Here is a 19,768-nt window from a genome sequence, read left to right as displayed (position 1 = left end):
TCATGAGACAAATTTTTAGTGACAAAAAAATTGATGCGTCGCTGTTTCTACAAATGGAAAACTTAATGTATGCTCTTCTAAAAGAAGACGATGCCTATCTTGAGTATGGCTATAAAGCATACTACGACGAAATTGAAAAAAAGGTTGTCATTAGTCACTTTTGGGATGATCGAAAAGAAGAGGATACAGTAATCGGATTAAAAAGCGAAGTGTTTTTGAAAGCACTTGGTAATAAACATTACTCGGACATGACTTTAATTCGTTCTTATGCGATTGAATTACAAGAATCGCCTCTAAAAAAGTTTTTAACACAATTATTTGTTCTATTAGAAGATTTACGTGTTGAGGAAATCGTCAAAAATTTACGACCTGGCACAAAGCATATTTTTAAACGCCGAAAAGAAATGTACCGCAATTACTTTGGCTCACAAAATGAAATAAACCGTGTTCGTAACTATCACGGTGATCGTCTATTTTGTCTATGCTATCTTTCATTAACGAGCGATAAATATGAAATGTTTAATAATGAATACTTCGAGCAAATTGAAGCAATTTTGCATGAAACATTCCAAGCTCGTAATACAGAAGACATTATGTATATCGTTGAGAAAATTCGCTATCGTTTAGAAGGACTTCTTGAAAGTGATATGCTTAACAATTATTTCGGACATGCTCCGCTTTATTTATCTGTCATTGCAGATGAAAAGAACTGCCGCGTCGAAGATTTAGCAAATGATGATACGCAACTCATAGATGACGATGACAATAAAAACAAAATGGATGAAAGCTTCTCCACATGGCATCGTGAAAATAAAAATAACGAAAACGAGAACTTTTTACGCTTTGAATTAGAAAGCGGAACAAAAACAAATATGATGGGTGATACCGCTCGTGAATCCGAAGATGGCGACCAAGCACTTGGTTCTGTACAAGGTACTTCTCAAAAGAGTACACAATCCAACTTTGATGGCGCTGATACAGAAGAAGCAAGAGCTTCACACGCTTCTAGCCAAAATGAGGGTGCATACGGTAAGTATAATGTAGGTGCTTCTCATACATTTAAAGAAGCTCGCAAAGCAAATACCGATGAGAAAAAAGATTACCAAGCTATCAAATCAGTCGTTAATAAAGATGTAAAAGAATTAAAGAAAATTATCGAAAAAACGATTGAAAATAAAACGAATGCAAATAGTGATAAATATTATGGAAGACTTCGTAAGAAATTCCTTCGTATTTATACTGAAAAGCAGCCGCGCATGTTTTATAAAAAAGGACAAGAATCACAAGAACTTGACGTAGCATTCCAGCTACTAGTGGACTGCTCTGGTTCTATGTATAACAAAATGGAAGAAACGAAAAAGAGTGTGGTCCTATTCCATGAAGCTTTGAAATCTTTAAAAATCCCGCACGCTATTAGCGGATTTTGGGAAGATGCTTCTAGTGCTAAGCCTGAAGATAAGCCAAACGTTATCCATGAAGTTGTAACGTATAAAAACTCAACGTTACCAAACGTTGGTCCAGAAATTATGCAGCTTCGCGAAGAAGAAGATAACCGCGACGGATATATTATTCGTATCGTTTCTGAAAAGCTTGCAAAAAGACCAGAAAAACATAAATTCTTACTTGTCTTTACAGACGGTGAACCTTCTGCGCTAGACTATCAACAAGACGGTATTTTAGATACGCATGAAGCTGTCAAACTTGCTCGTAAAAGTGGTATGGAAGTAATCGGAATCTTCATCGAAGAAGGCGAAGCGAAAGAAGCAACTTATCAATTAATGAAGAACATTTATAACCATCATTTCTTAGTTGCAAATCACGCCGAAGATTTACGCCTGAAGATTAAACCATTATTGAAGAAACTATTACTGAAGACGATTGAATAGGAAACAGGAGCCTTGTGGCTCCTGTTTTTTCGTTCACTCACTTTGTTTCTGGTTGAAATTTATATGGAATGGCTACTTCTAACAATGCTTCAAATCCCCCATCGTAGAATGGGAATCGTTCATTTGCGATTGTCCGATCCACCCACTCGATTGCGGAAATTTCTTCTTCATCTTCTGCACCAAGTTCACCTGTTACAACATTTGCTCGGAATGTAAACAATAATGCATGATGTCCCTTCTCTTCAAAAAATTTCTCATTTATTGCAACAAACCCACCTGCTATAGCAGTTAAACCTGTCTCTTCTTTCACTTCTCTTACTAGTGCTTGCTCTAATGTTTCTCCTTTTTCAACAGCCCCACCCGGCAGTGACCAAACGTTTTGTTCTATATTATGTACCATTAATATTTTATCTGTTTCGCTATCGTGTATTAGTGCATATACGACGTCAACTCTTTGCATGTTGCTTTTCTCCCCTCTCAAAAAGAATGAAGAGCCAATTCCTAAGAATCGGCTCTTCCTATTAATTCATTACTAACTCAGCTGCAAGCTTTTTTTTTAACTTAGCCAACATATCAGTTGTCATTTTGTCTAAATCGTATTCTGCTTTAAAGCCCCACTCTTTCATTGCTGCTGTCGCATCAATAGAGTTTGGCCAGCTATCAGCGATTGTTTGACGAGCAGGGTCTACTGCGTAATCCATTGTAAACGTCGGAATGTGTTTACGAATTGATGCCGCGATTTGCTCTGGCTCGAAGCTCATTGCTGTAATGTTGAACGCATTTCTATGCACAAGTTTACTTGGATCAGCTTCCATTAATGAAATGATCGCTTGTAAAGCATCTGGCATATACATCATATCCATGTATGTTCCTTCTGCAATGTATGAGGTGTATGTGCCTTTTTTAATCGCCTCATAATAAATTTCAACTGCATAGTCAGTTGTTCCGCCTCCTGGAGGAGCTACGTAAGAAATTAAACCAGGGAAACGTACACCGCGCGTATCAACGCCAAACTTTTGATGATAATAATCACATAGTAATTCTCCTGCTACTTTGTTTACCCCATACATCGTAGTAGGACGCTGAATTGTATCTTGTGGCGTATTATCTTTCGGCGTTGATGGACCGAATGCACCGATAGAACTTGGCGTGAAGAACTTACAGTTTAATTCACGAGCTGCTTCTAATGCATTTACAAGTCCACCCATATTTAAATTCCAAGCAAATAACGGATTTTTTTCTGCTGTTGCTGAAAGTAAAGCTGCTAAATGAATAATTGTATCTACTTCATTACGCTTTGCGATATCATGTAGTTTTTGTCCATCTGTTACATCTAACGTTTCAAACGGACCAGACGTTACTACTTCACTATCTGTTTCACGAATATCTGTTGCAATAACATTTGATGCACCGTATACATCACGAAGTTTCATTACTAGTTCAGAACCAATTTGCCCTAAAGAACCGGTTACTAGAATTTTTTTCATTTTCCCCACTCCTCATTTGCAAGCTATTCAAAAGATGTCGTTAATTAAATGATACCCATTTCTTTCCCTACTTTTTCATACTTACGAATTGCTTCATCTAACATTTCTTTCGTATGAGCTGCTGTAGGCATATTACGAACGCGCCCCATTCCTTTTGCTACAGTTGGGAATACGATAGATTTTGCGTATACGCCTTCTTCATTTAGACGTTTACTAAATTCTTGTGTTAATACTTCATCACCAATAATACAAGGTGTAATTGGCGTTTCACTTTCTCCAATGTTAAAACCAAGTTCTTTTAACCCTTGTTTTAAATAGCGACCATTTTCCCATAGACGATCGTGTAACTCTGTGCTTTCCATTAAGATTTCAATTGATCTCATGCAAGCTGCCGCATCAGCTGGTGTTAATGCTGTAGAGAATAAGAATGGACGTGAACGAACTTTTAACCAGTCAATTAAGTTTTGTTTCCCTGCTACATATCCACCAATTACCCCAATTGCTTTTGATAATGTACCAATTTGGAAATCAACTTTATCAGACAGACCAAAGTGTTTTACAGTACCTGCACCTTTGCCCAGTACACCTGAACCGTGTGCATCATCTACGTATGTCATTAAATCCAGCTCTTCTGCAATTTCAACAATTTCTGGTAATTTTGCAATATCCCCATCCATTGAGAAAACACCGTCTGTAATAACCATTAATTTATTGTAAAGACCTGATTCTTTTGCCTCGATTGCTTTTTTACGTAAATCTTCCATATCAGAATGTTTATAAACGATGATTTTCGCTCTTGATAGACGACTACCATCAATAATAGATGCATGGTTTAATTCATCTGAAAGAATCGCATCATTTTTATCCATAACAGCTGAAATCGCTGCCATATTACAATTAAATCCTGATTGGTAAGCAATTGCTGCTTCTGTATGTTTAAACTTTGCAATTGTTTCTTCTAATTTAATATGCAAATCTAAAGTACCGTTAATTGTACGAACAGCTCCTGCTCCAACACCGTACTTATGAATCGCACCAATTGCTGCTTCTTGTAAACGATTATCAGTCGCTAATCCAAGATAGTTGTTTGAAGATAAGTTAATATATTCTTTGCCGCCAATTGTAATAATCGGTCCATTTGGACTTTCAAGCGGATCAATTACGTTATAAAGCCCCTTTGATTTTAAATCCTCTAAATTTTCTTCTAAAAATTTTGCAAGTGTTTTACTAGACATCGTGAAGCCTCCCATCGTTCATGTAAGCGAATTATTGTCTTAATAGTTCTAATAATCCCTCTACTAGCTTAACACGTTTTCAGAATTTATTATAGAAAAATAGTTTAAAGAAACCGCTTACAATTTTAGATTATATATGATTCATTACAAGAAATCTATTATTTACTATTCATATTTGATAGAATTAAAAAAATATTTAAGGAGGCTTCAAACATGGCATTTACAGAATCTGATGTATATAATAACGAAGCATTTTTTGAGCAATATATGAAACGAAGATACCGCGAAAATAGCCCGAATGAATCGATTGAAAAGCCGGTATTCTTTCAGCTCATTGGTAATGTGCAAGGAAAGAATGTTCTCGATTTAGGTTGTGGTGACGCTAAATTGGGTGTGGAATTATTAGAAAATGACTGCCACTCTTACACTGGCATTGACGGCTCCGATCTTATGTATGAAAAAGCTAAAAAACAACTAGAACATAAAAATGGCACCGTTCATTTTTTAAACCTCAAAGACTACACATACCCTCCTTCTACTTTTGATTTAGTAACATCTAGACTCGCCTTACATTATATTGAACACCTTGATATCATTTTTCAAAATGTGTTTCAAACTTTAAAAACAAACGGAACCTTCACCTTTAGCGTTCAACATCCCGTTATTACCTCTTCGTTTGAAAGCTTACAAACAAGTGGTAAAAGAACTAGCTGGCTCGTCGATGATTATTTCAAAACAGGGAAACGAGTTGAGCCGTGGATTGATCAAGAGGTTATTAAATATCATCGGACTACGGAAGAATATTTTACATTATTACAACAAGCCGGATTTACGATTACAAACTTAAAAGAAGCTACACCAAATCGAAACTGTTTTCAGGATGAAGAAGAATATGAACGACGTTTACGTATTCCCCTCTTTCTATTATTTTCTTGCCAAAAATAAAAAAGACGATGAATCCTCATCGTCTTTTTTCGTTATCTCATCGCCTGAACAGCCTCTTTACGTACACGTCTTCCTCTTCCATGTGGGATACAGAGCGGTGTCCCAAATAACGGATCAGCGCTTATTTGACACTCCATACGGAATACATCCCGAACTAACTTCTGGTCAATAACTTCTTCTGGTTTACCTTGCGCATATATTTGTTTATCTTGAATAGCTACAATGTTGTCTGCATAACGACATGCCAAATTCAAATCGTGCAATACCATAACAATCGTTCTTTGCTCTGTTTCATTTAATTCGAATAATAAATCTAACACTTCAATTTGGTGAGTCATATCTAAATATGTAGTCGGCTCATCAAGCAAAATAATATCTGTATCTTGTGCAAGGGTCATTGCAATCCAAGCACGTTGACGTTGTCCACCTGAAAGGGCATGAACATCACGCTCAGCAAATTCTGTCATACCCGTTGCAGCAAGCGCTTTTTGTACCATTTCCTCATCTTTTTCGGACCATTGCTTCAGCCATGTTTGATATGGATAACGTCCTTGCTTTACAAGTTGCAATACTGTAAGTCCTTCTGGAGCTTGTGGTCCTTGCGGTAAAATTGCCATTTGGCGAGCAATTTGCTTCGTTTGCATACTTTGAATTGCTTGATTATCTAATAAAATATCACCGGATGCTGGCTTTAATAACCTAGCTAGTGAACGTAATAAAGTTGATTTCCCACAACCGTTAGAACCGATGAAGATTGTAATTTTCCCTTTTGGAATTTCTAAATTCAGCTCATCAATAATGATTGTTTCACCGTAAGACAACGTTAAGCGTTTCGTCTCCAATGCTTTTTGCATATTCATCTCCCTTTATGAATTCCGACTTTTATAAAGTAAATAAATAAAATAAGGTGCACCAATTGCTGATGTAAATACCCCTGCTGGAATTTCGAGTGGCGTGAAAACTGTACGCCCAATTAAATCTGCAGCAAGTACTAAAATTGCACCGACAATAGCCGCAACTGGGAGTAATGCACCATATAAAGAACCAACTAGTCTTCGTGAAATATGAGGTGCCATTAAACCGACAAATCCAATTCCTCCTGCAAAGGCAACCGCGCCACCAATTAAAGCTGTACTAAGTAGTAACATAAATACGCGTGACTTCGTTAAAGGAACACCCAGTCCTACCGCAATATCATCCCCTAACTCTTGGGCATTTAAATGTCTAGCCGCTATAAATGATATTACCGTTAAAATAAGAACCCACGGCGCAAGTACCATAACGTTTTGCCACGAAGAGCCGTAAACAGTACCTGTAATCCATACATTTGCTTGACTCGCTTGATAAATTGGTGCTAACAACATAAATAAAGTAGTTGCCGCTTTCGTTAACGCCCAGAATCCAACACCAATTAAAACCAGACTAATCGGTGATAACCCGTCATTTCTCCATGCAAATAAATATACAAATAACGCTACAATCGTTGCACCAGCAAAAGCTGCTAATGGCATATAATGAATGCTTACTGTTAGCGCATTATTTTTATCACTAAATATAGCTAAAAATAGTACTACTGCAACACTTGCCCCGCCCGTAATCCCGATGATATCAGGAGAAGCCAGCGGATTTCGAACAAGCCCTTGTAAAATACAGCCCGCTACAGCAAGTGCGATTCCTACAAGGATGGCAATTAAAATACGTGGCATACGAAATTTATTTACAACCATATTTGACATCGCATCGCCATTTCCCGTAATCGCTTGCCATACATCATAAGGAGCAATTTTCATATCTCCCATACCTGCACTCGCAAAGAATAATCCTATTAAAACAACTAGTAAACTAAGTAAGACTAGAACAGCTCGTTTATACATTAAAAACGAGAGCCCACCTTTTCCTATACGAAACGGAATATACTTCTTCATTTGCTAAGCCCTCTCTTACGTGCAATATAAATAAAGAATGGGGCCCCGATAAATGCTGTCATAACCCCTACTGGTACTTCTTGTGGCATAATGACATATCTAGCTGCTATATCAGCTAAGAGTAATAGTATTGCACCTAACAAGCCGCTATATGGTACTCTCCACCTGTGATCTACTCCAACAAGGAATCTGGCAAAATACGGAGTAACAATACCAATAAATCCAATTGGACCAGCGACCGCAACTGAACCACCAGACAGCAATACAATAATGAGTAGTACGAATGATTTCATTAAAATTGTTCGTTGTCCAAGCCCTTTCGCAACGTCTTCCCCCATCATTAATGTATTTACTTTCCCTGCCATCATAAGAGATGCAATCCAGCCTATTAATAAATATGGGAATACAGATTGTAAAATTTCTAACTTTCTTCCTTGCACAGATCCGGCAAGCCAAAATAATACCTCTTCAAGCGCTTTTTCATTTAACACAAGTAATCCTTGTGTTAATGATGAAAATAACGCACTAATTGCGACCCCTGCTAACGTTAACTTAAGTGGCGTTGTCCCTTCTTTTCCTAAAGAACTAGAAGCAAATACAAGTACAGCAGCAATTGCCGCTCCTAAAAAGGCGATCCAAGTAAAAGCTGACAATGATGTAACAGAAAAAACCACAATTGCTACAACTATGAAGAATGCGGCACCTGAATTTAATCCAATAAAATCTGGAGAAGCAAGTGGATTTTTAGTTAAAGTTTGCATAAGACAACCTGCAATGGCTAAACTAGCTCCAACACTAGCTGCAATTAACGCCCTTGGTAGACGCACATTTTGAATAATAATATGTTCATTGGAACCATTAAAATGGAAAAAAGCATCCAACGCTAATTTCCAACTCGTATTTGTATATCCGAAAATAATACTTGCCCAAATACAAATAATGACTGCAATGATTCCAACAAATAATCCAATCCATTTTGCTCGATTTGTTTTTAATAACATGCAGCGTTTCCCCTTCAATGTATAATGATACGTTGTTAGTTTATTTCAACTTAATTCGCATTGTCAACGATATTGAGAATTATTTTCATTAATATATTGACAATCAAAAGATAAAGGATTAATATCATGCTTGCTATTGAAAAAACTTCTCAGTATGTAGGGGGTACATAATGAAATTCACGCGAAAGAAATCGTTTACATTATTTGTATTTTTACTAGCATTTTCAATGCTTTTAAGTGCTTGTGGAAAATCAAATACGAAAGAAGAAACAAAAGAAGATACGAAAAAAGAAATGATTACGGTTGAACATGCAATGGGTAAAACAGAAGTTCCTGCTAATCCAAAACGTGTAGTTATTTTAACAAATGAAGGAACTGAAGCCTTACTTGAGTTAGGTGTGAAACCAGTTGGAGCTGTAAAGTCTTGGACTGGAGATCCATGGTATCCACATATTAAGGATGAGATGAAAGATGTAAAAGTTGTTGGTGATGAAGGACAAGTTAACGTTGAAACGATTGCTTCTTTAAAACCAGACTTAATTATCGGTAATAAAATGCGTCACGAAAAAGTATATGAGCAACTAAAAGCAATCGCACCTACTGTTTTCTCAGAAACATTACGTGGTGAATGGAAAGATAACTTCAAATTTTATGCAAAAGCATTGAATAAAGAAAAAGAAGGTCAAAAGGTTTTAGCTGATTACGATAAACGTATGAAAGATTTAAAAGGCAAACTCGGCGATAAAGTAAATCAAGAAATTTCTATGGTACGCTTTATGCCTGGTGATGTTCGTATTTATCATGGTGATACATTCTCTGGTGTTATTTTAAAAGAACTTGGATTTAAACGTCCTGGAGATCAAAACAAAGCTGATTTTGCAGAGCGTAACGTTTCTAAAGAACGTATTTCAGCAATGGATGGCGATGTATTATTCTACTTCACATTCGATAAAGGAAACGAGAAAAAAGGCTCTGAATTAGAAAAAGAATATATCAATGATCCTCTATTTAAAAATTTAAATGCAGTGAAAAATGGTAAAGCATACAAAGTTGACGATGTTATTTGGAATACAGCTGGCGGTGTAATGGCTGCTAACCTACTATTAGATGATATTGAAAAACGCTTTGTTAAATAATATTTCCCTAACCAGCTCCCTTTCTATGGAGCTGGTTATTTTTCAATTCACTTAAATGTCACATTATTTCATTTTGTATTTTTATTCCCAATATGTTATATTATAAAAGTAAATAAAATATATTTTCTCTATATCAGAATAAATATTTTAATCTAAATTTTCTGATTAATCACTATTTTATTTTCTTTTAGAATTCAATTATTACATTTGAAAACGCTTTTTATCTCGTTTTCAGGGCAAAATAGAGTAACGGTTGAAGAAAAATAGAACTTTTTTAGAAATTTTCTTTCTATTTCCATATAATTCTATTGACTTCTAAATATTTTGTGAATTAAAATAATTACATAAATATCCGTTATACAGGATTAGGGGGAAACAAACATGGATGCAGCTTTAAAATTAGACAAAGCTGGAGAGCAACAATCACCAAAAAAACATCCACCAGGATTATATTTGTTGTTCTTTACAGAGGCATGGGAAAGATTTAGTTATTACGGAATGCGTGGCTTATTAGTTCTTTATTTAACAACGAGCTTAGTAAGTGGCGGTTTAGGATTTGATAAAGCAGTTGCTGTACAAATTTACGGTATTTTCACAATGTTAGTATACTTCACACCGATTATCGGTGGTTGGTTAACTGACCATTTCATTACGAAACGACATGCCATTACCATCGGCGGTATCATTATGGCAATTGGTAACTTCGTACTATTTTCAATGAACACGAAAACCGGACTATTTTTAGGATTAGGATTATTAGTTATCGGTAACGGATTCTTCAAACCAAATATCTCGACTTTACTAGGTCAATTATATAGCGACAACGATTCTCGTCGTGATAGTGCTTTCACTATCTTCTACATGGGAATTAACTTAGGAGCTTTTATCGCTCCATTCATTTGCGGTTATTTCACAGATTATAAATACGGATTCTTAACAGCTTGTATCGGTATGATTATTGGTCAGATTGCATTTAATACATTAGCACCTCGTTACTTAGGATCAATCGGAACAACTGTTGTCGGAAAGAAATCTAAAGAAAACAATGCAAAAGTAATTGAGAAAAAACCTTTAACAGCACAAGAGAAAAAACGTACAGCTGCAATTTTAATTTTAACTTGTTTCGTTGTATTCTTCTGGGCAGGATTTGAACAAGCTGGTAGTTCTTTAACACTTTACACAGATAAGTTCGTGGATCGTACAATTGGTGGATTTACAATTCCAACACCTTGGTTCCAATCTATAAACCCATTGTTCATTATCTTACTAGCATTACCGGTTTCTGCATTATGGATTAAACTTTCAAAAACAAAAAATGGTGACTTAAAAATCCCAACAAAAATGGCATTAGGTATGATTTTACTAGGGGTTGGATATTTAGTTCTAACTTTAGCTGTTTTAAAAACTGGTAGCGATGAAGGTAATATTGCAATGAAAGCAAACTTATTCTTCATTATCTTCACTTACATGTTCCATACAATTGGTGAATTATTCTTATCACCAATCGGATTATCTATGGTAAGTGCAATCGCTCCTCTTAAATTAGCATCATTATTAATGGGTGTTTGGTTAGCTGGTACTGGATTTGCAAACTTATTAGCAGGACAATTAGCTGCTTTCACTCAATCTTTAGGATATTTAGAAGTATTCGCAAGCATTGGTGTTATCGTAATCGTGCTAGGATTAGTACTTCTTATGTTCTCTAAGAAAATTGCACATATGATGGAATAAGAAATAAAAAGACGCTTCTAAACATTTAGAAGCGTCTTTTCTATTACTTCTCCTCTAAAGCCGTCACGTTCACGTGAACGCTTTCTCCAGGATTAGATACATCATATACTTGAGCAACTCCGCTCTGCTCATCACAGCTCTCAATCCATACTGGTACGCCTTCATATGTAACGTCAATTCTACTTGAAGAAGATAAGATTTGTTTCACACGTGTCACATCCATACTACTATCCCTCCTTTTGCTTACTACACTCCTTTCTATCTTTTCATATCCCTTCAGAATATATTCCATCAATTTAGCACTTCAATAGTTTGTTTCTTTCTGACGCACTACTATATACGTTCTCAATTCTTCCTATTATTACATCTTTTCCAAATAAAAAAAGACGTATATTTCATCCGTCTTTTTTCCATAATATTCAAAAATTAAGAAAATAATGTTTTTACTACTTCACTTACTTTATCGTTATGAACTTGATAGTATACTTCTAACCCGCGTCTCTCAAAGCGTACTACTTTATTTTGTTTTAATTTCGTTAAATGCTGTGAAACAGTTGATTGTGGAATTTCTAATACCTCTTGTAATTGTGTTACATTACATGTTCCACGCTGCATTAGTTCCATTACTAAACGTAGACGAAGTGGATGAGCTAATGCTCTTAACATCTGTACGTCTTCTTCTGAAATACGACAGTCAAATTGATTTTGGTTCATAAAGTTCCCCTCATTTTCGTTTTTTATTTTCTTTATTATTTATTTATATATCTGTTCTTATATTTCCTGTCACGACATAACTTTATCAACCTATAATGCTGAAAAATTTTTCCTCCTTTTATCAGCACACAGTTCAGGAAAAAATCCCTCCTGATTCTGAATATTATACTATATGATACAACGAAAAAGCAAAATAAAGGGCTAGTGATACTTTGCTTACAAACGTTGTTTTATCAGGCTTTTTGTTATATTTTCACCTTACTGAAATGTACAGTAATGATATTGTAAAATATCGTCCATAATTGATAACCTATCGTAAAGTAATTTGACCATATTTAACCAATTTGTTACGATAAAAAAGGAAATTTAAGTAAGGAGGATGATGTAGTATTAAAAAATGGTTTATTATTGCGTTACTTAGTATTGCGGTCGGTTGGACTATTATCAATCACTTCCTATTAGACAAAAAAAAAGATATAGCTTCAAAGTCAAACATCCCCATTGGAACTGAAGTTGGCAATGTTGCCCTCGATTTCCTTCTGGAAACAACCACTGGTCAAGAAGTTCGTCTTACAGACTATAAAGGAAAAAAAGTAATATTGAATTTTTGGGCAAGCTGGTGTGGTCCATGCAAAATAGAAATGCCTGATATGGAAAAGTTTTATCACGATACTAAAGATATGGGGATTGAAATTGTTGCTGTAAATGCGACAGCTACTGAAAAAGACCCGAACAATGTAAAACAATTTCTTGAAGAAAACAAATATACCTTCCCCGTCCTATTAGATCAGAAAGGACAGGCAAGTGCCGCATATCAAATTATCAGTATTCCAACATCTTTTGTCATCGATTCAAACGGTGTCATTCAATATAAGCATGTAGGACCAATGACATATGAAAAAATGAAAGAATATGTCAATAATTTATAAAAGCGTAATCAAATTAATTTGATTACGCTTTTTGTCTACTTTATGAACAAAATGTTACTTTTAATACTATTATGGAATAATTATACTTTTTCACGTTGACAATAGTGTTGAAGGAGAATATACTAAGCATGTAAGTTGATTGTGAATAGTTTCACAAATAATGTGAATTTCTTCACATAAAATAGATAGGAGTTGTCATTATTATGAGTACTTGGACACAAATTTATGACCCATTAAACAACATTTGGTTATCTGCACTAATCGCAGCACTCCCAATTTTTTGCTTCATTATTTGTTTAGTGGGATTCAAAATGAAAGGTTACATGGCTGGTCTTTACAGTGTGATTGTTGCTATTATCCTTGCAATATTTGTTTATAAAATGCCTGCAACTGCAGCAGTAGCATCTGCCGGATTCGGTGTTTTATCTGGATTTTATCCAATTTGTACTATCGTTATCGCAGCTATCTTCCTTTACAAATTAACTGTTAAAACAGAACAATTCAATGTCATTCGTGATAGCATTTCAAGTATTACAAATGATCAGCGTTTACAAGTATTATTAATCGCTTATTCTTTCGGTGCTTTCTTAGAAGGCGCAGCTGGTTTCGGTGTTCCAGTTGCTATTACAGCTGCATTACTTGTAGGTATGGGCTTTAATCCATTAAAAGCAGCAGGTATTTGCTTAGTAGCTAACATCGCTGGTGGTGCTATGGGTGCTATGGGTATTCCAGTTACAGTACCTGCACAATTAACTGGGCTAGATGCATTAACTGTCGGTCGTCAAGCTGTTTACATTTTGCCATTCATTAGCATTGTTTTACCGTTCTTACTTGTTTCAATGGTCGATGGAATTAAAGGAATTAAAGAAACTTGGCAAGGTATTCTTGTAAGTGGTGTTTCTTTCGCAATTACTCAGTTCCTTGTGACTTACTTCTTAGGCGCTGAACTTACTAATATTTTCGCAGCAGTCGTAAGTATGGTCGCTCTTGCATTATTCTTACGTGTTTGGCAACCAAAATCTTCTGCTAAAGAAGAAAAACAAGAAGAAAAAGAATCTCATACATTCAATCAAATTTTATATGCTTGGTCTCCATTCGTATTCTTAACTGCATTTGTAACAATCTTTAATTTAAAACCAATTAAAGCTTTATTTGCTCCGGATGGTCCATTGGCAAACTTAGTATTTAACATTCAATTCCCTGGTCTTCATAATGCGGTTATGAAAACTGCACCAATTACAAAGGCTGATACACCTTTCGCAGCGATTTTCAAACTAGATGTATTCTCTTCTACAACTACTGCGATTGTATTAGCAATTATCGTTTCACTTATCGTCTACCGTGTAAACGGCAAAATGATTAAAGAATTAATGATCGAAACAATAAAAGAACTAAAAGTTCCAGTATATACAATTTGTAGCGTTATCGCTTTAGCTTACGTAGAGAACTACTCTGGTATGTCATCTACACTTGGACTTGCATTCTCTTCTACAGGAAATGCATTCCCAGTTCTTTCTCCAATTTTAGGATGGATTGGCGTATTCATTACAGGTTCAGTCGTATCAAGTGGCTCATTATTCGCACCACTTCAAGCAGTAACTGCCGATCAGTTAAACATCGTTCCATCTACTCTCGTTTCATTAAACGTAGTTGGTGGTACAATCGCAAAAATGGTTTCACCACAATCTATAGCAGTTGCTTGTGCAGCAGTTGGACTAGTTGGTAAAGAATCTGCTCTATTTAAAATAGTGATGAAATATAGTTTAATCTTCTTAGCTATTATTAGCTTACTTCAACTTAACTCGGTATTTAATATCTTCTAAAAAAAGCACCGATCCAAATGGATCGGTGCTTTTTTTATTACATTTTTTTATCCCGCTATTTGTGGGCAGTAAAACTCCCACCCCAAAATTCGGCGAATGCGAGGGAGTTAGATGGGAGATCAACTGCCCGTAAAAGCCCGATTGGTGCGGGCTAATAATCAGTGGGGGATTCCCCCCCCACTGATTAAAGTTTCACTTTATTCTTTAATAAAGAAGCACCAGCAATTTCAGGATGCGTCATTTCATATGGATCTAAAATAATATCAAGCTCTTCTGCTGTAAGTACACCATGTTCTAAGCATAGCTCCCTAACAGATTTTCCTGTTTCAATTGCTTCACGTGCGATGCGAGATGCTGCTTCATAACCAATATGAGGGTTCACCGCTGTAATAATTCCAACACTTTTCTCAACATATTGCTTCAGCAATTCTTCATTTGCTGTAATTCCTTTAATACAGTATTCACGGAATACACGGAATCCGTTATTCATAATACTGATAGATTGAATTAAATTAAATACAAGTACAGGCTCCATTACGTTTAACTCTAATTGCCCTGCTTCTGATGCTAAGCAAATTGTATGGTCATTTCCGATTACTTGGAAAGCGACTTGGTTAATTACTTCTGCCATAACTGGATTTACTTTACCTGGCATAATGGATGAACCTGGTTGACGTGCAGGCAATTGAATTTCAGCTAATCCGACACGTGGACCAGATGCCATAATACGAAGGTCATTTGCAATTTTAGACATATTCATCATACATACTTTTAATGCTGCAGATACTTCTGTGTATGCATCTGTATTTTGCGTTGCATCAACTAAATGCTCTGCGCCGACAAGTGGGAATCCGCTAAATGTTCGTAAATGTTTTACCACTTGTTCAATGTACGTAGGATTTGCATTTAATCCCGTACCAACAGCTGTCGCCCCCATATTTACTTCATATAAATGTTGACGAGACTGTTTAATTCTTTTTATATCACGCTCTAGCACACGGCTATACGCTTCAAATTCTTGTCCAAGTCGAATTGGCACCGCATCTTGTAAATGTGTGCGTCCCATTTTAATAACATGATCGAACTCTTTTGCCTTTGTACGGAAAGCAGAATGAAGTTCTTCCATTGTAATAAGAAGCTCTTCTAACATCATCAGAGTAGCAATATGAATTCCCGTTGGAAACGCATCATTTGTTGATTGAGCCATGTTCACATGAGTGTTTGGACTAATTTTCGCATACTCACCTTTTTCGTATCCCATACGTTCTAGTGCTCTATTAGCAATTACTTCATTAGTATTCATATTAATTGAAGTCCCTGCTCCGCCCTGAATTGGGTCTACGATAAATTGATCATGGAACTTTCCATCTATAATCTCTTGTGCAGCTTCTACAATTTCTTGTCCGATATCTTTAGCCAAGTAACCTGTATCTATATTCGCAAGCGCTGCCGCTTTTTTTACAATTGCCATTGCCGTAATGAGTGACGGATGAATGCGATATCCTGTAATCGGAAAGTTTTCTACGGCACGTAATGTTTGTACACCATAATAAGCTACACTCGGTACTTCCTTTTCACCTAAAAAATCTTTTTCTATACGTATATCCTTCGTTGCTATCATTTTTCATCACCTATACTTTTCATTCTAAATCCTTATCCAAAGAATTCGCCCTATAAAATACGAGTATCATTAAAAAGAATTCTTCAGTATCCACCTTCACTATAAAGCACCGCTTTTGAAAGCGCAAACATTTATTTTTCTATATATCCTTTTTATTAAAGTTTATATAATAGAAAATCCAATCATTCTTCTACTGCCTTTATTTCAACTCGCTTAATTTGATGCATATCCTTTTCAAGAACTTTAAAAGAAAAGCCGTGTTTCTCAATAATGTCTCCCTCAGCAACGATTTGTTTTTGTACCATAATCCAGCCACCGATTGTATCTACATCATCAGCGATTAAGTGTATGCCCAATAAATCATTTACTTCACTAATAAGCACTTTTCCCTCTACGATTTTATACCCTTCACTTATATGCTCTATAGGCGGGTGTTCATCTTCATCGTATTCATCTCGGATTTCTCCAACAATTTCTTCTAAAATATCTTCTAGTGTAACAATCCCTGCTGTACCGCCATATTCATCATATAATACCGCTAATGGAATTCGTTTTCTTTGCATTTGCAATAGTAAATCATGTATAGGAATATTTTCTAACACTTCAATAACTGGCCTTGTATACGGTGTAATCGAGCACTCCTCATCTCGATTATCATCCATATAACGAATAAATAAATCCTTTACATTAACCATCCCAATAATTTCATCTTTATCTTCACCAAATACAGGATACCTCGTATATTTTTCTTGTGCGATTATTTTAATATGTGTTTCAAATGGTTCGTCCTCATATAAACCTACAACTTCCGTACGAGGCACCATAATTTCCTTTGCGACTCTATTATCGAATTCAAAAATATTATTTACATATTTAAATTCCCTTTGATTAATCTCTCCGCTCTCATAACTCTCAGATAAGATTAATCGTAATTCTTCCTCCGAATGAGCTACTTCATGTTCAGAAGCTGGATGTAATCCGAATAACCCTGTTACAAGCCTTGCAGAACCATTTAAAGCCCAAATAAAGGGATACATTACTCGGTAAAAGTAAATAATTGGCTTCGATAATAATAAGCTAACTTGCTCTGCTCTTTGTATAGCCAACGTCTTCGGAGCAAGTTCACCAATGACAACATGTAAAAACGTAATCACTGCAAAGGCAATAATAAATGAAACTGTACTTGCAATTGCAGGAGATAGGTGTAGTTTTAAAAACAACGGCTCGAGTAAATGTTTTATAGTCGGCTCGCCCAACCACCCAAGCCCTAAAGCAGTGATTGTAATACCTAACTGACATGCTGATAAATACTCATCTAAATTCGAAGTTACTTTTTTTGCTGCCAATGCTCCTCGTCGTTTTTCACTAACGAGTTGATCAATACGGCTGCTACGTACCTTAATAATTGCAAACTCAACAGCCACAAAAAATGCTGTTAAACCAATAAGAAGAACTACCATCAATAATTTTAAAATATCCACATATGTCCTTTAGCTTTCTTAAGCTAAAGTTACACCTCCTTTTAAAAAGAAGTTTCACTTTAGTTTCTTCATTTATTTGAAAGCAACCCTATATAAAATTCACCAATTTCAAGCCTCATACAATTCTAAAGGCAAGCCATCAGGATCTTGGAAAAAGACAAATTTTTTCTCCGTAATTTCATCAATACGTATCGCTTCAGTCTCCACACCGCATTGTTTTAAATGCTTTACAGCTTCTTCTATATTTGTAACAGCAAATGCTAAATGTCTAAGCCCGGCTGCTTCTGGAAAACTTGGGCGCTCAGGCGGACTTGAAAATGAAAATAATTCAATTTGATACTCTTCCCCTACACATAAATCTAACTTATAAGAATTTCGTTCCTTTCTGTATACTTCATTCATCACTTTGAAACCTAATATTCGTGTATAAAAATCCTTTGACACTTCATAATTTGAACAAATAATTGCAACGTGATGTACTCTACATATATTCATGATTCCTCTATTCCTCTCTTTATCAAACATGCATATTCTCCTTTTAAATGAAAAACATATATAGCAGAATATCTCTTTTAGGGGGCTTATGATGAAATTTATTACTTTTTTCGTTGGACTTATCGTTGTTTTTTTCCTTGCCTACATTGCTAGCAACAATAAAAAACATATTAAATTCAAACCAATTTTTATCATGCTTATTATACAATTAATTTTAACCTATTTATTATTAAATACAGAAATCGGTCTCATACTTATTACGGTAATTTCCAGCCTGTTTACGAGGCTACTTGAGTATGCTGCCAGTGGTATAAACTTTGTATTTGGCGGTCTTGCAAATAAAGGGGAAATGCCATTTTTCCTTAACGTATTATTACCGATTGTCTTTATCTCCGTCTTAATTGGTATATTACAACATTTCAAAATACTACCATTCTTTATTCGCTGGATTGGTTTCTTTCTTAGTAAAATAAACGGTCTTGGGAAATTAGAATCTTACAACGCCATCGCTTCCGCTATTGTCGGCCAATCAGAAGTTTTTATTACGGTTAAAAAACAATTAGCCCAAATTCCAAAACATCGACTATATACACTTTGCGCCTCTGCTATGTCAACAGTATCTATGTCCATTGTCGGTGCCTATATGACAATGATTGAACCAAAATATGTAGTAACCGCACTCGTTCTCAATTTATTTAGTGGTTTTATTATCGTACTCATTATTAACCCTTACGACGTTAACGATGATGAAGACATTTTGGTAATAAAAGGGGAAAAACAAAGTTTCTTTGAAATGCTTGGAGAATACATTCTTGATGGTTTTCGTGTAGCAATTGTCGTCGGCGCTATGCTCATTGGATTCGTCGCATTAATGAGTTGCATTAATGACCTATTCCTCATTATATTCGGCATTACTTTCCAACAACTAATAGGCTATGTATTCGCCCCTATTGCATTTCTTATCGGCGTACCAAGTTCTGAAATTGTCACAGCAGGTAGCATTATGGCAACAAAGCTTGTAACAAATGAATTTGTAGCAATGATGGATCTTAGTAAAATTTCCAGCACACTCTCTATCCGTACAGTTGGTATTATTTCTGTCTTCCTCGTTTCTTTTGCTAACTTTTCTTCCATTGGAATTATTTCCGGTGCGGTAAAAGGGTTAAACGAAGAACAAGGAAATGTTGTTGCCCGCTTCGGCCTAAAATTACTATACGGAGCTACTCTTGTTAGCATTTTATCTGCAATTATTGTAAGTATTATGCTGTAATTAGGTAAATTTTTATCATTTTCTTATCCCTGTCTTTTGTATACAATAACGAATAGGTGTCTTATAAATAATCAAGACATCTATTTTTT

Annotated in this window: 18 protein-coding genes; 7 read left to right on the top strand and 11 right to left on the bottom strand. The window is 35.6% G+C overall.

Features of this window, described 5'->3' with window-relative positions:
* Positions 1–2 precede the first annotated feature (2 nt).
* On the top strand, positions 3–1,886 hold the full coding sequence (locus tag BAU23_RS27755) for a vWA domain-containing protein (RefSeq protein ID WP_071735642.1): 1,884 nt from the start codon (positions 3–5) through the stop codon (positions 1,884–1,886).
* Positions 1,887–1,923: 37 nt separating this feature from the next.
* Here the strand turns inward: BAU23_RS27755 and BAU23_RS27750 are convergent, their stop codons facing one another.
* The 3 genes from BAU23_RS27750 to BAU23_RS27740 all read right to left on the bottom strand — a co-directional run bounded on the left by BAU23_RS27750 (position 1,924) and on the right by BAU23_RS27740 (position 4,608).
* Entirely contained in the window at positions 1,924–2,346 is a 423-nt protein-coding gene (locus BAU23_RS27750) for an NUDIX hydrolase (RefSeq protein ID WP_071735640.1), read from the bottom strand.
* A 61-nt stretch (positions 2,347–2,407) separates the two neighbouring features.
* Positions 2,408–3,373, bottom strand: coding sequence for an L-threonine 3-dehydrogenase (locus tag BAU23_RS27745; protein WP_000723137.1), 966 nt, complete (start codon positions 3,371–3,373; stop codon positions 2,408–2,410).
* Positions 3,374–3,417: 44 nt separating this feature from the next.
* Positions 3,418–4,608, bottom strand: coding sequence for a glycine C-acetyltransferase (locus tag BAU23_RS27740; RefSeq protein ID WP_000095897.1), 1,191 nt, complete (start codon positions 4,606–4,608; stop codon positions 3,418–3,420).
* A 213-nt stretch (positions 4,609–4,821) separates the two neighbouring features.
* On the opposite strand from BAU23_RS27740, the gene BAU23_RS27735 reads away from it, so the two are divergent.
* Entirely contained in the window at positions 4,822–5,553 is a 732-nt protein-coding gene (locus BAU23_RS27735) for a class I SAM-dependent DNA methyltransferase (protein WP_071735638.1), read from the top strand.
* 32 nt (positions 5,554–5,585) lie between these two features.
* Here BAU23_RS27735 and BAU23_RS27730 read toward each other — a convergent pair whose 3' ends face one another.
* From BAU23_RS27730 to BAU23_RS27720, 3 genes are read right to left on the bottom strand one after another with little or no spacing between them, the layout of a single operon-like run.
* Positions 5,586–6,407 (bottom strand): ABC transporter ATP-binding protein, encoded by an 822-nt coding sequence (locus BAU23_RS27730; protein WP_001167969.1) that lies wholly within the window; start codon positions 6,405–6,407, stop codon positions 5,586–5,588.
* Between the two features lie 12 nt (positions 6,408–6,419).
* Positions 6,420–7,478 (bottom strand): FecCD family ABC transporter permease, encoded by a 1,059-nt coding sequence (locus BAU23_RS27725; protein WP_000760069.1) that lies wholly within the window; start codon positions 7,476–7,478, stop codon positions 6,420–6,422.
* Positions 7,475–8,479, bottom strand: a complete 1,005-nt coding sequence (locus tag BAU23_RS27720; RefSeq protein ID WP_000925214.1) for a FecCD family ABC transporter permease — start codon at positions 8,477–8,479, stop codon at positions 7,475–7,477. Before BAU23_RS27720 ends, BAU23_RS27725 begins: the two co-directional genes overlap by 4 nt.
* A gap of 170 nt (positions 8,480–8,649) precedes the next feature.
* Here BAU23_RS27720 and BAU23_RS27715 point away from each other — a divergent pair, with 170 nt between their 5' ends.
* Positions 8,650–9,615 carry an ABC transporter substrate-binding protein gene (locus BAU23_RS27715; RefSeq protein ID WP_000673415.1) on the top strand — a complete coding sequence of 322 codons (966 nt, stop codon included), beginning with the start codon at positions 8,650–8,652 and terminating at the stop codon, positions 9,613–9,615.
* Positions 9,616–9,996: 381 nt separating this feature from the next.
* Complete coding sequence (locus tag BAU23_RS27710) at positions 9,997–11,346, top strand: peptide MFS transporter (protein ID WP_000338300.1); 1,350 nt, start codon at positions 9,997–9,999, stop codon at positions 11,344–11,346.
* A gap of 43 nt (positions 11,347–11,389) precedes the next feature.
* Here the strand turns inward: BAU23_RS27710 and BAU23_RS27705 are convergent, their stop codons facing one another.
* Together BAU23_RS27705 and BAU23_RS27700 are read right to left on the bottom strand one after the other, a co-directional pair.
* Positions 11,390–11,569 (bottom strand): acid-soluble spore protein H, encoded by a 180-nt coding sequence (locus BAU23_RS27705; RefSeq protein WP_000383602.1) that lies wholly within the window; start codon positions 11,567–11,569, stop codon positions 11,390–11,392.
* Between the two features lie 203 nt (positions 11,570–11,772).
* Positions 11,773–12,060, bottom strand: a complete 288-nt coding sequence (locus BAU23_RS27700) for an ArsR/SmtB family transcription factor (RefSeq protein WP_001075218.1) — start codon at positions 12,058–12,060, stop codon at positions 11,773–11,775.
* Positions 12,061–12,599: 539 nt separating this feature from the next.
* Between BAU23_RS27700 and BAU23_RS27690 the strand changes: the two genes are divergently transcribed.
* Positions 12,600–12,989: a TlpA disulfide reductase family protein gene (locus tag BAU23_RS27690; RefSeq protein WP_206763994.1), complete on the top strand. Its 390-nt coding sequence runs from the start codon at positions 12,600–12,602 to the stop codon at positions 12,987–12,989.
* 203 nt (positions 12,990–13,192) lie between these two features.
* A complete protein-coding gene (locus tag BAU23_RS27685) occupies positions 13,193–14,812 on the top strand; it encodes a lactate permease LctP family transporter (RefSeq protein WP_000109128.1) in 1,620 nt (539 codons plus the stop codon).
* Between the two features lie 184 nt (positions 14,813–14,996).
* On the opposite strand, the gene aspA is transcribed toward BAU23_RS27685, so the two are convergent.
* The 3 genes from aspA to gloA2 all read right to left on the bottom strand — a co-directional run bounded on the left by aspA (position 14,997) and on the right by gloA2 (position 18,409).
* A complete protein-coding gene (gene aspA, locus BAU23_RS27680) occupies positions 14,997–16,433 on the bottom strand; it encodes an aspartate ammonia-lyase (RefSeq protein WP_000562159.1) in 1,437 nt (478 codons plus the stop codon).
* Between the two features lie 182 nt (positions 16,434–16,615).
* A complete protein-coding gene (locus tag BAU23_RS27675) occupies positions 16,616–17,914 on the bottom strand; it encodes a hemolysin family protein (protein WP_000353328.1) in 1,299 nt (432 codons plus the stop codon).
* A gap of 108 nt (positions 17,915–18,022) precedes the next feature.
* The gene (gloA2, locus tag BAU23_RS27670; RefSeq protein WP_071735693.1) at positions 18,023–18,409 is read right to left on the bottom strand and encodes an SMU1112c/YaeR family gloxylase I-like metalloprotein; all 387 of its coding nucleotides are present in this window, start codon (positions 18,407–18,409) and stop codon (positions 18,023–18,025) included.
* A 91-nt stretch (positions 18,410–18,500) separates the two neighbouring features.
* On the opposite strand from gloA2, the gene BAU23_RS27665 reads away from it, so the two are divergent.
* Positions 18,501–19,679, top strand: coding sequence for a NupC/NupG family nucleoside CNT transporter (locus tag BAU23_RS27665; RefSeq protein WP_000668860.1), 1,179 nt, complete (start codon positions 18,501–18,503; stop codon positions 19,677–19,679).
* Positions 19,680–19,768: the final 89 nt, after the last annotated feature.

Source organism: Bacillus nitratireducens (assembly GCF_001884135.1).
GTDB lineage: Bacteria > Bacillota > Bacilli > Bacillales > Bacillaceae_G > Bacillus_A > Bacillus_A nitratireducens.
Note: the sequence above shows the minus strand (reverse complement) of the source record. Positions and strands in the feature narration are given on the sequence as shown.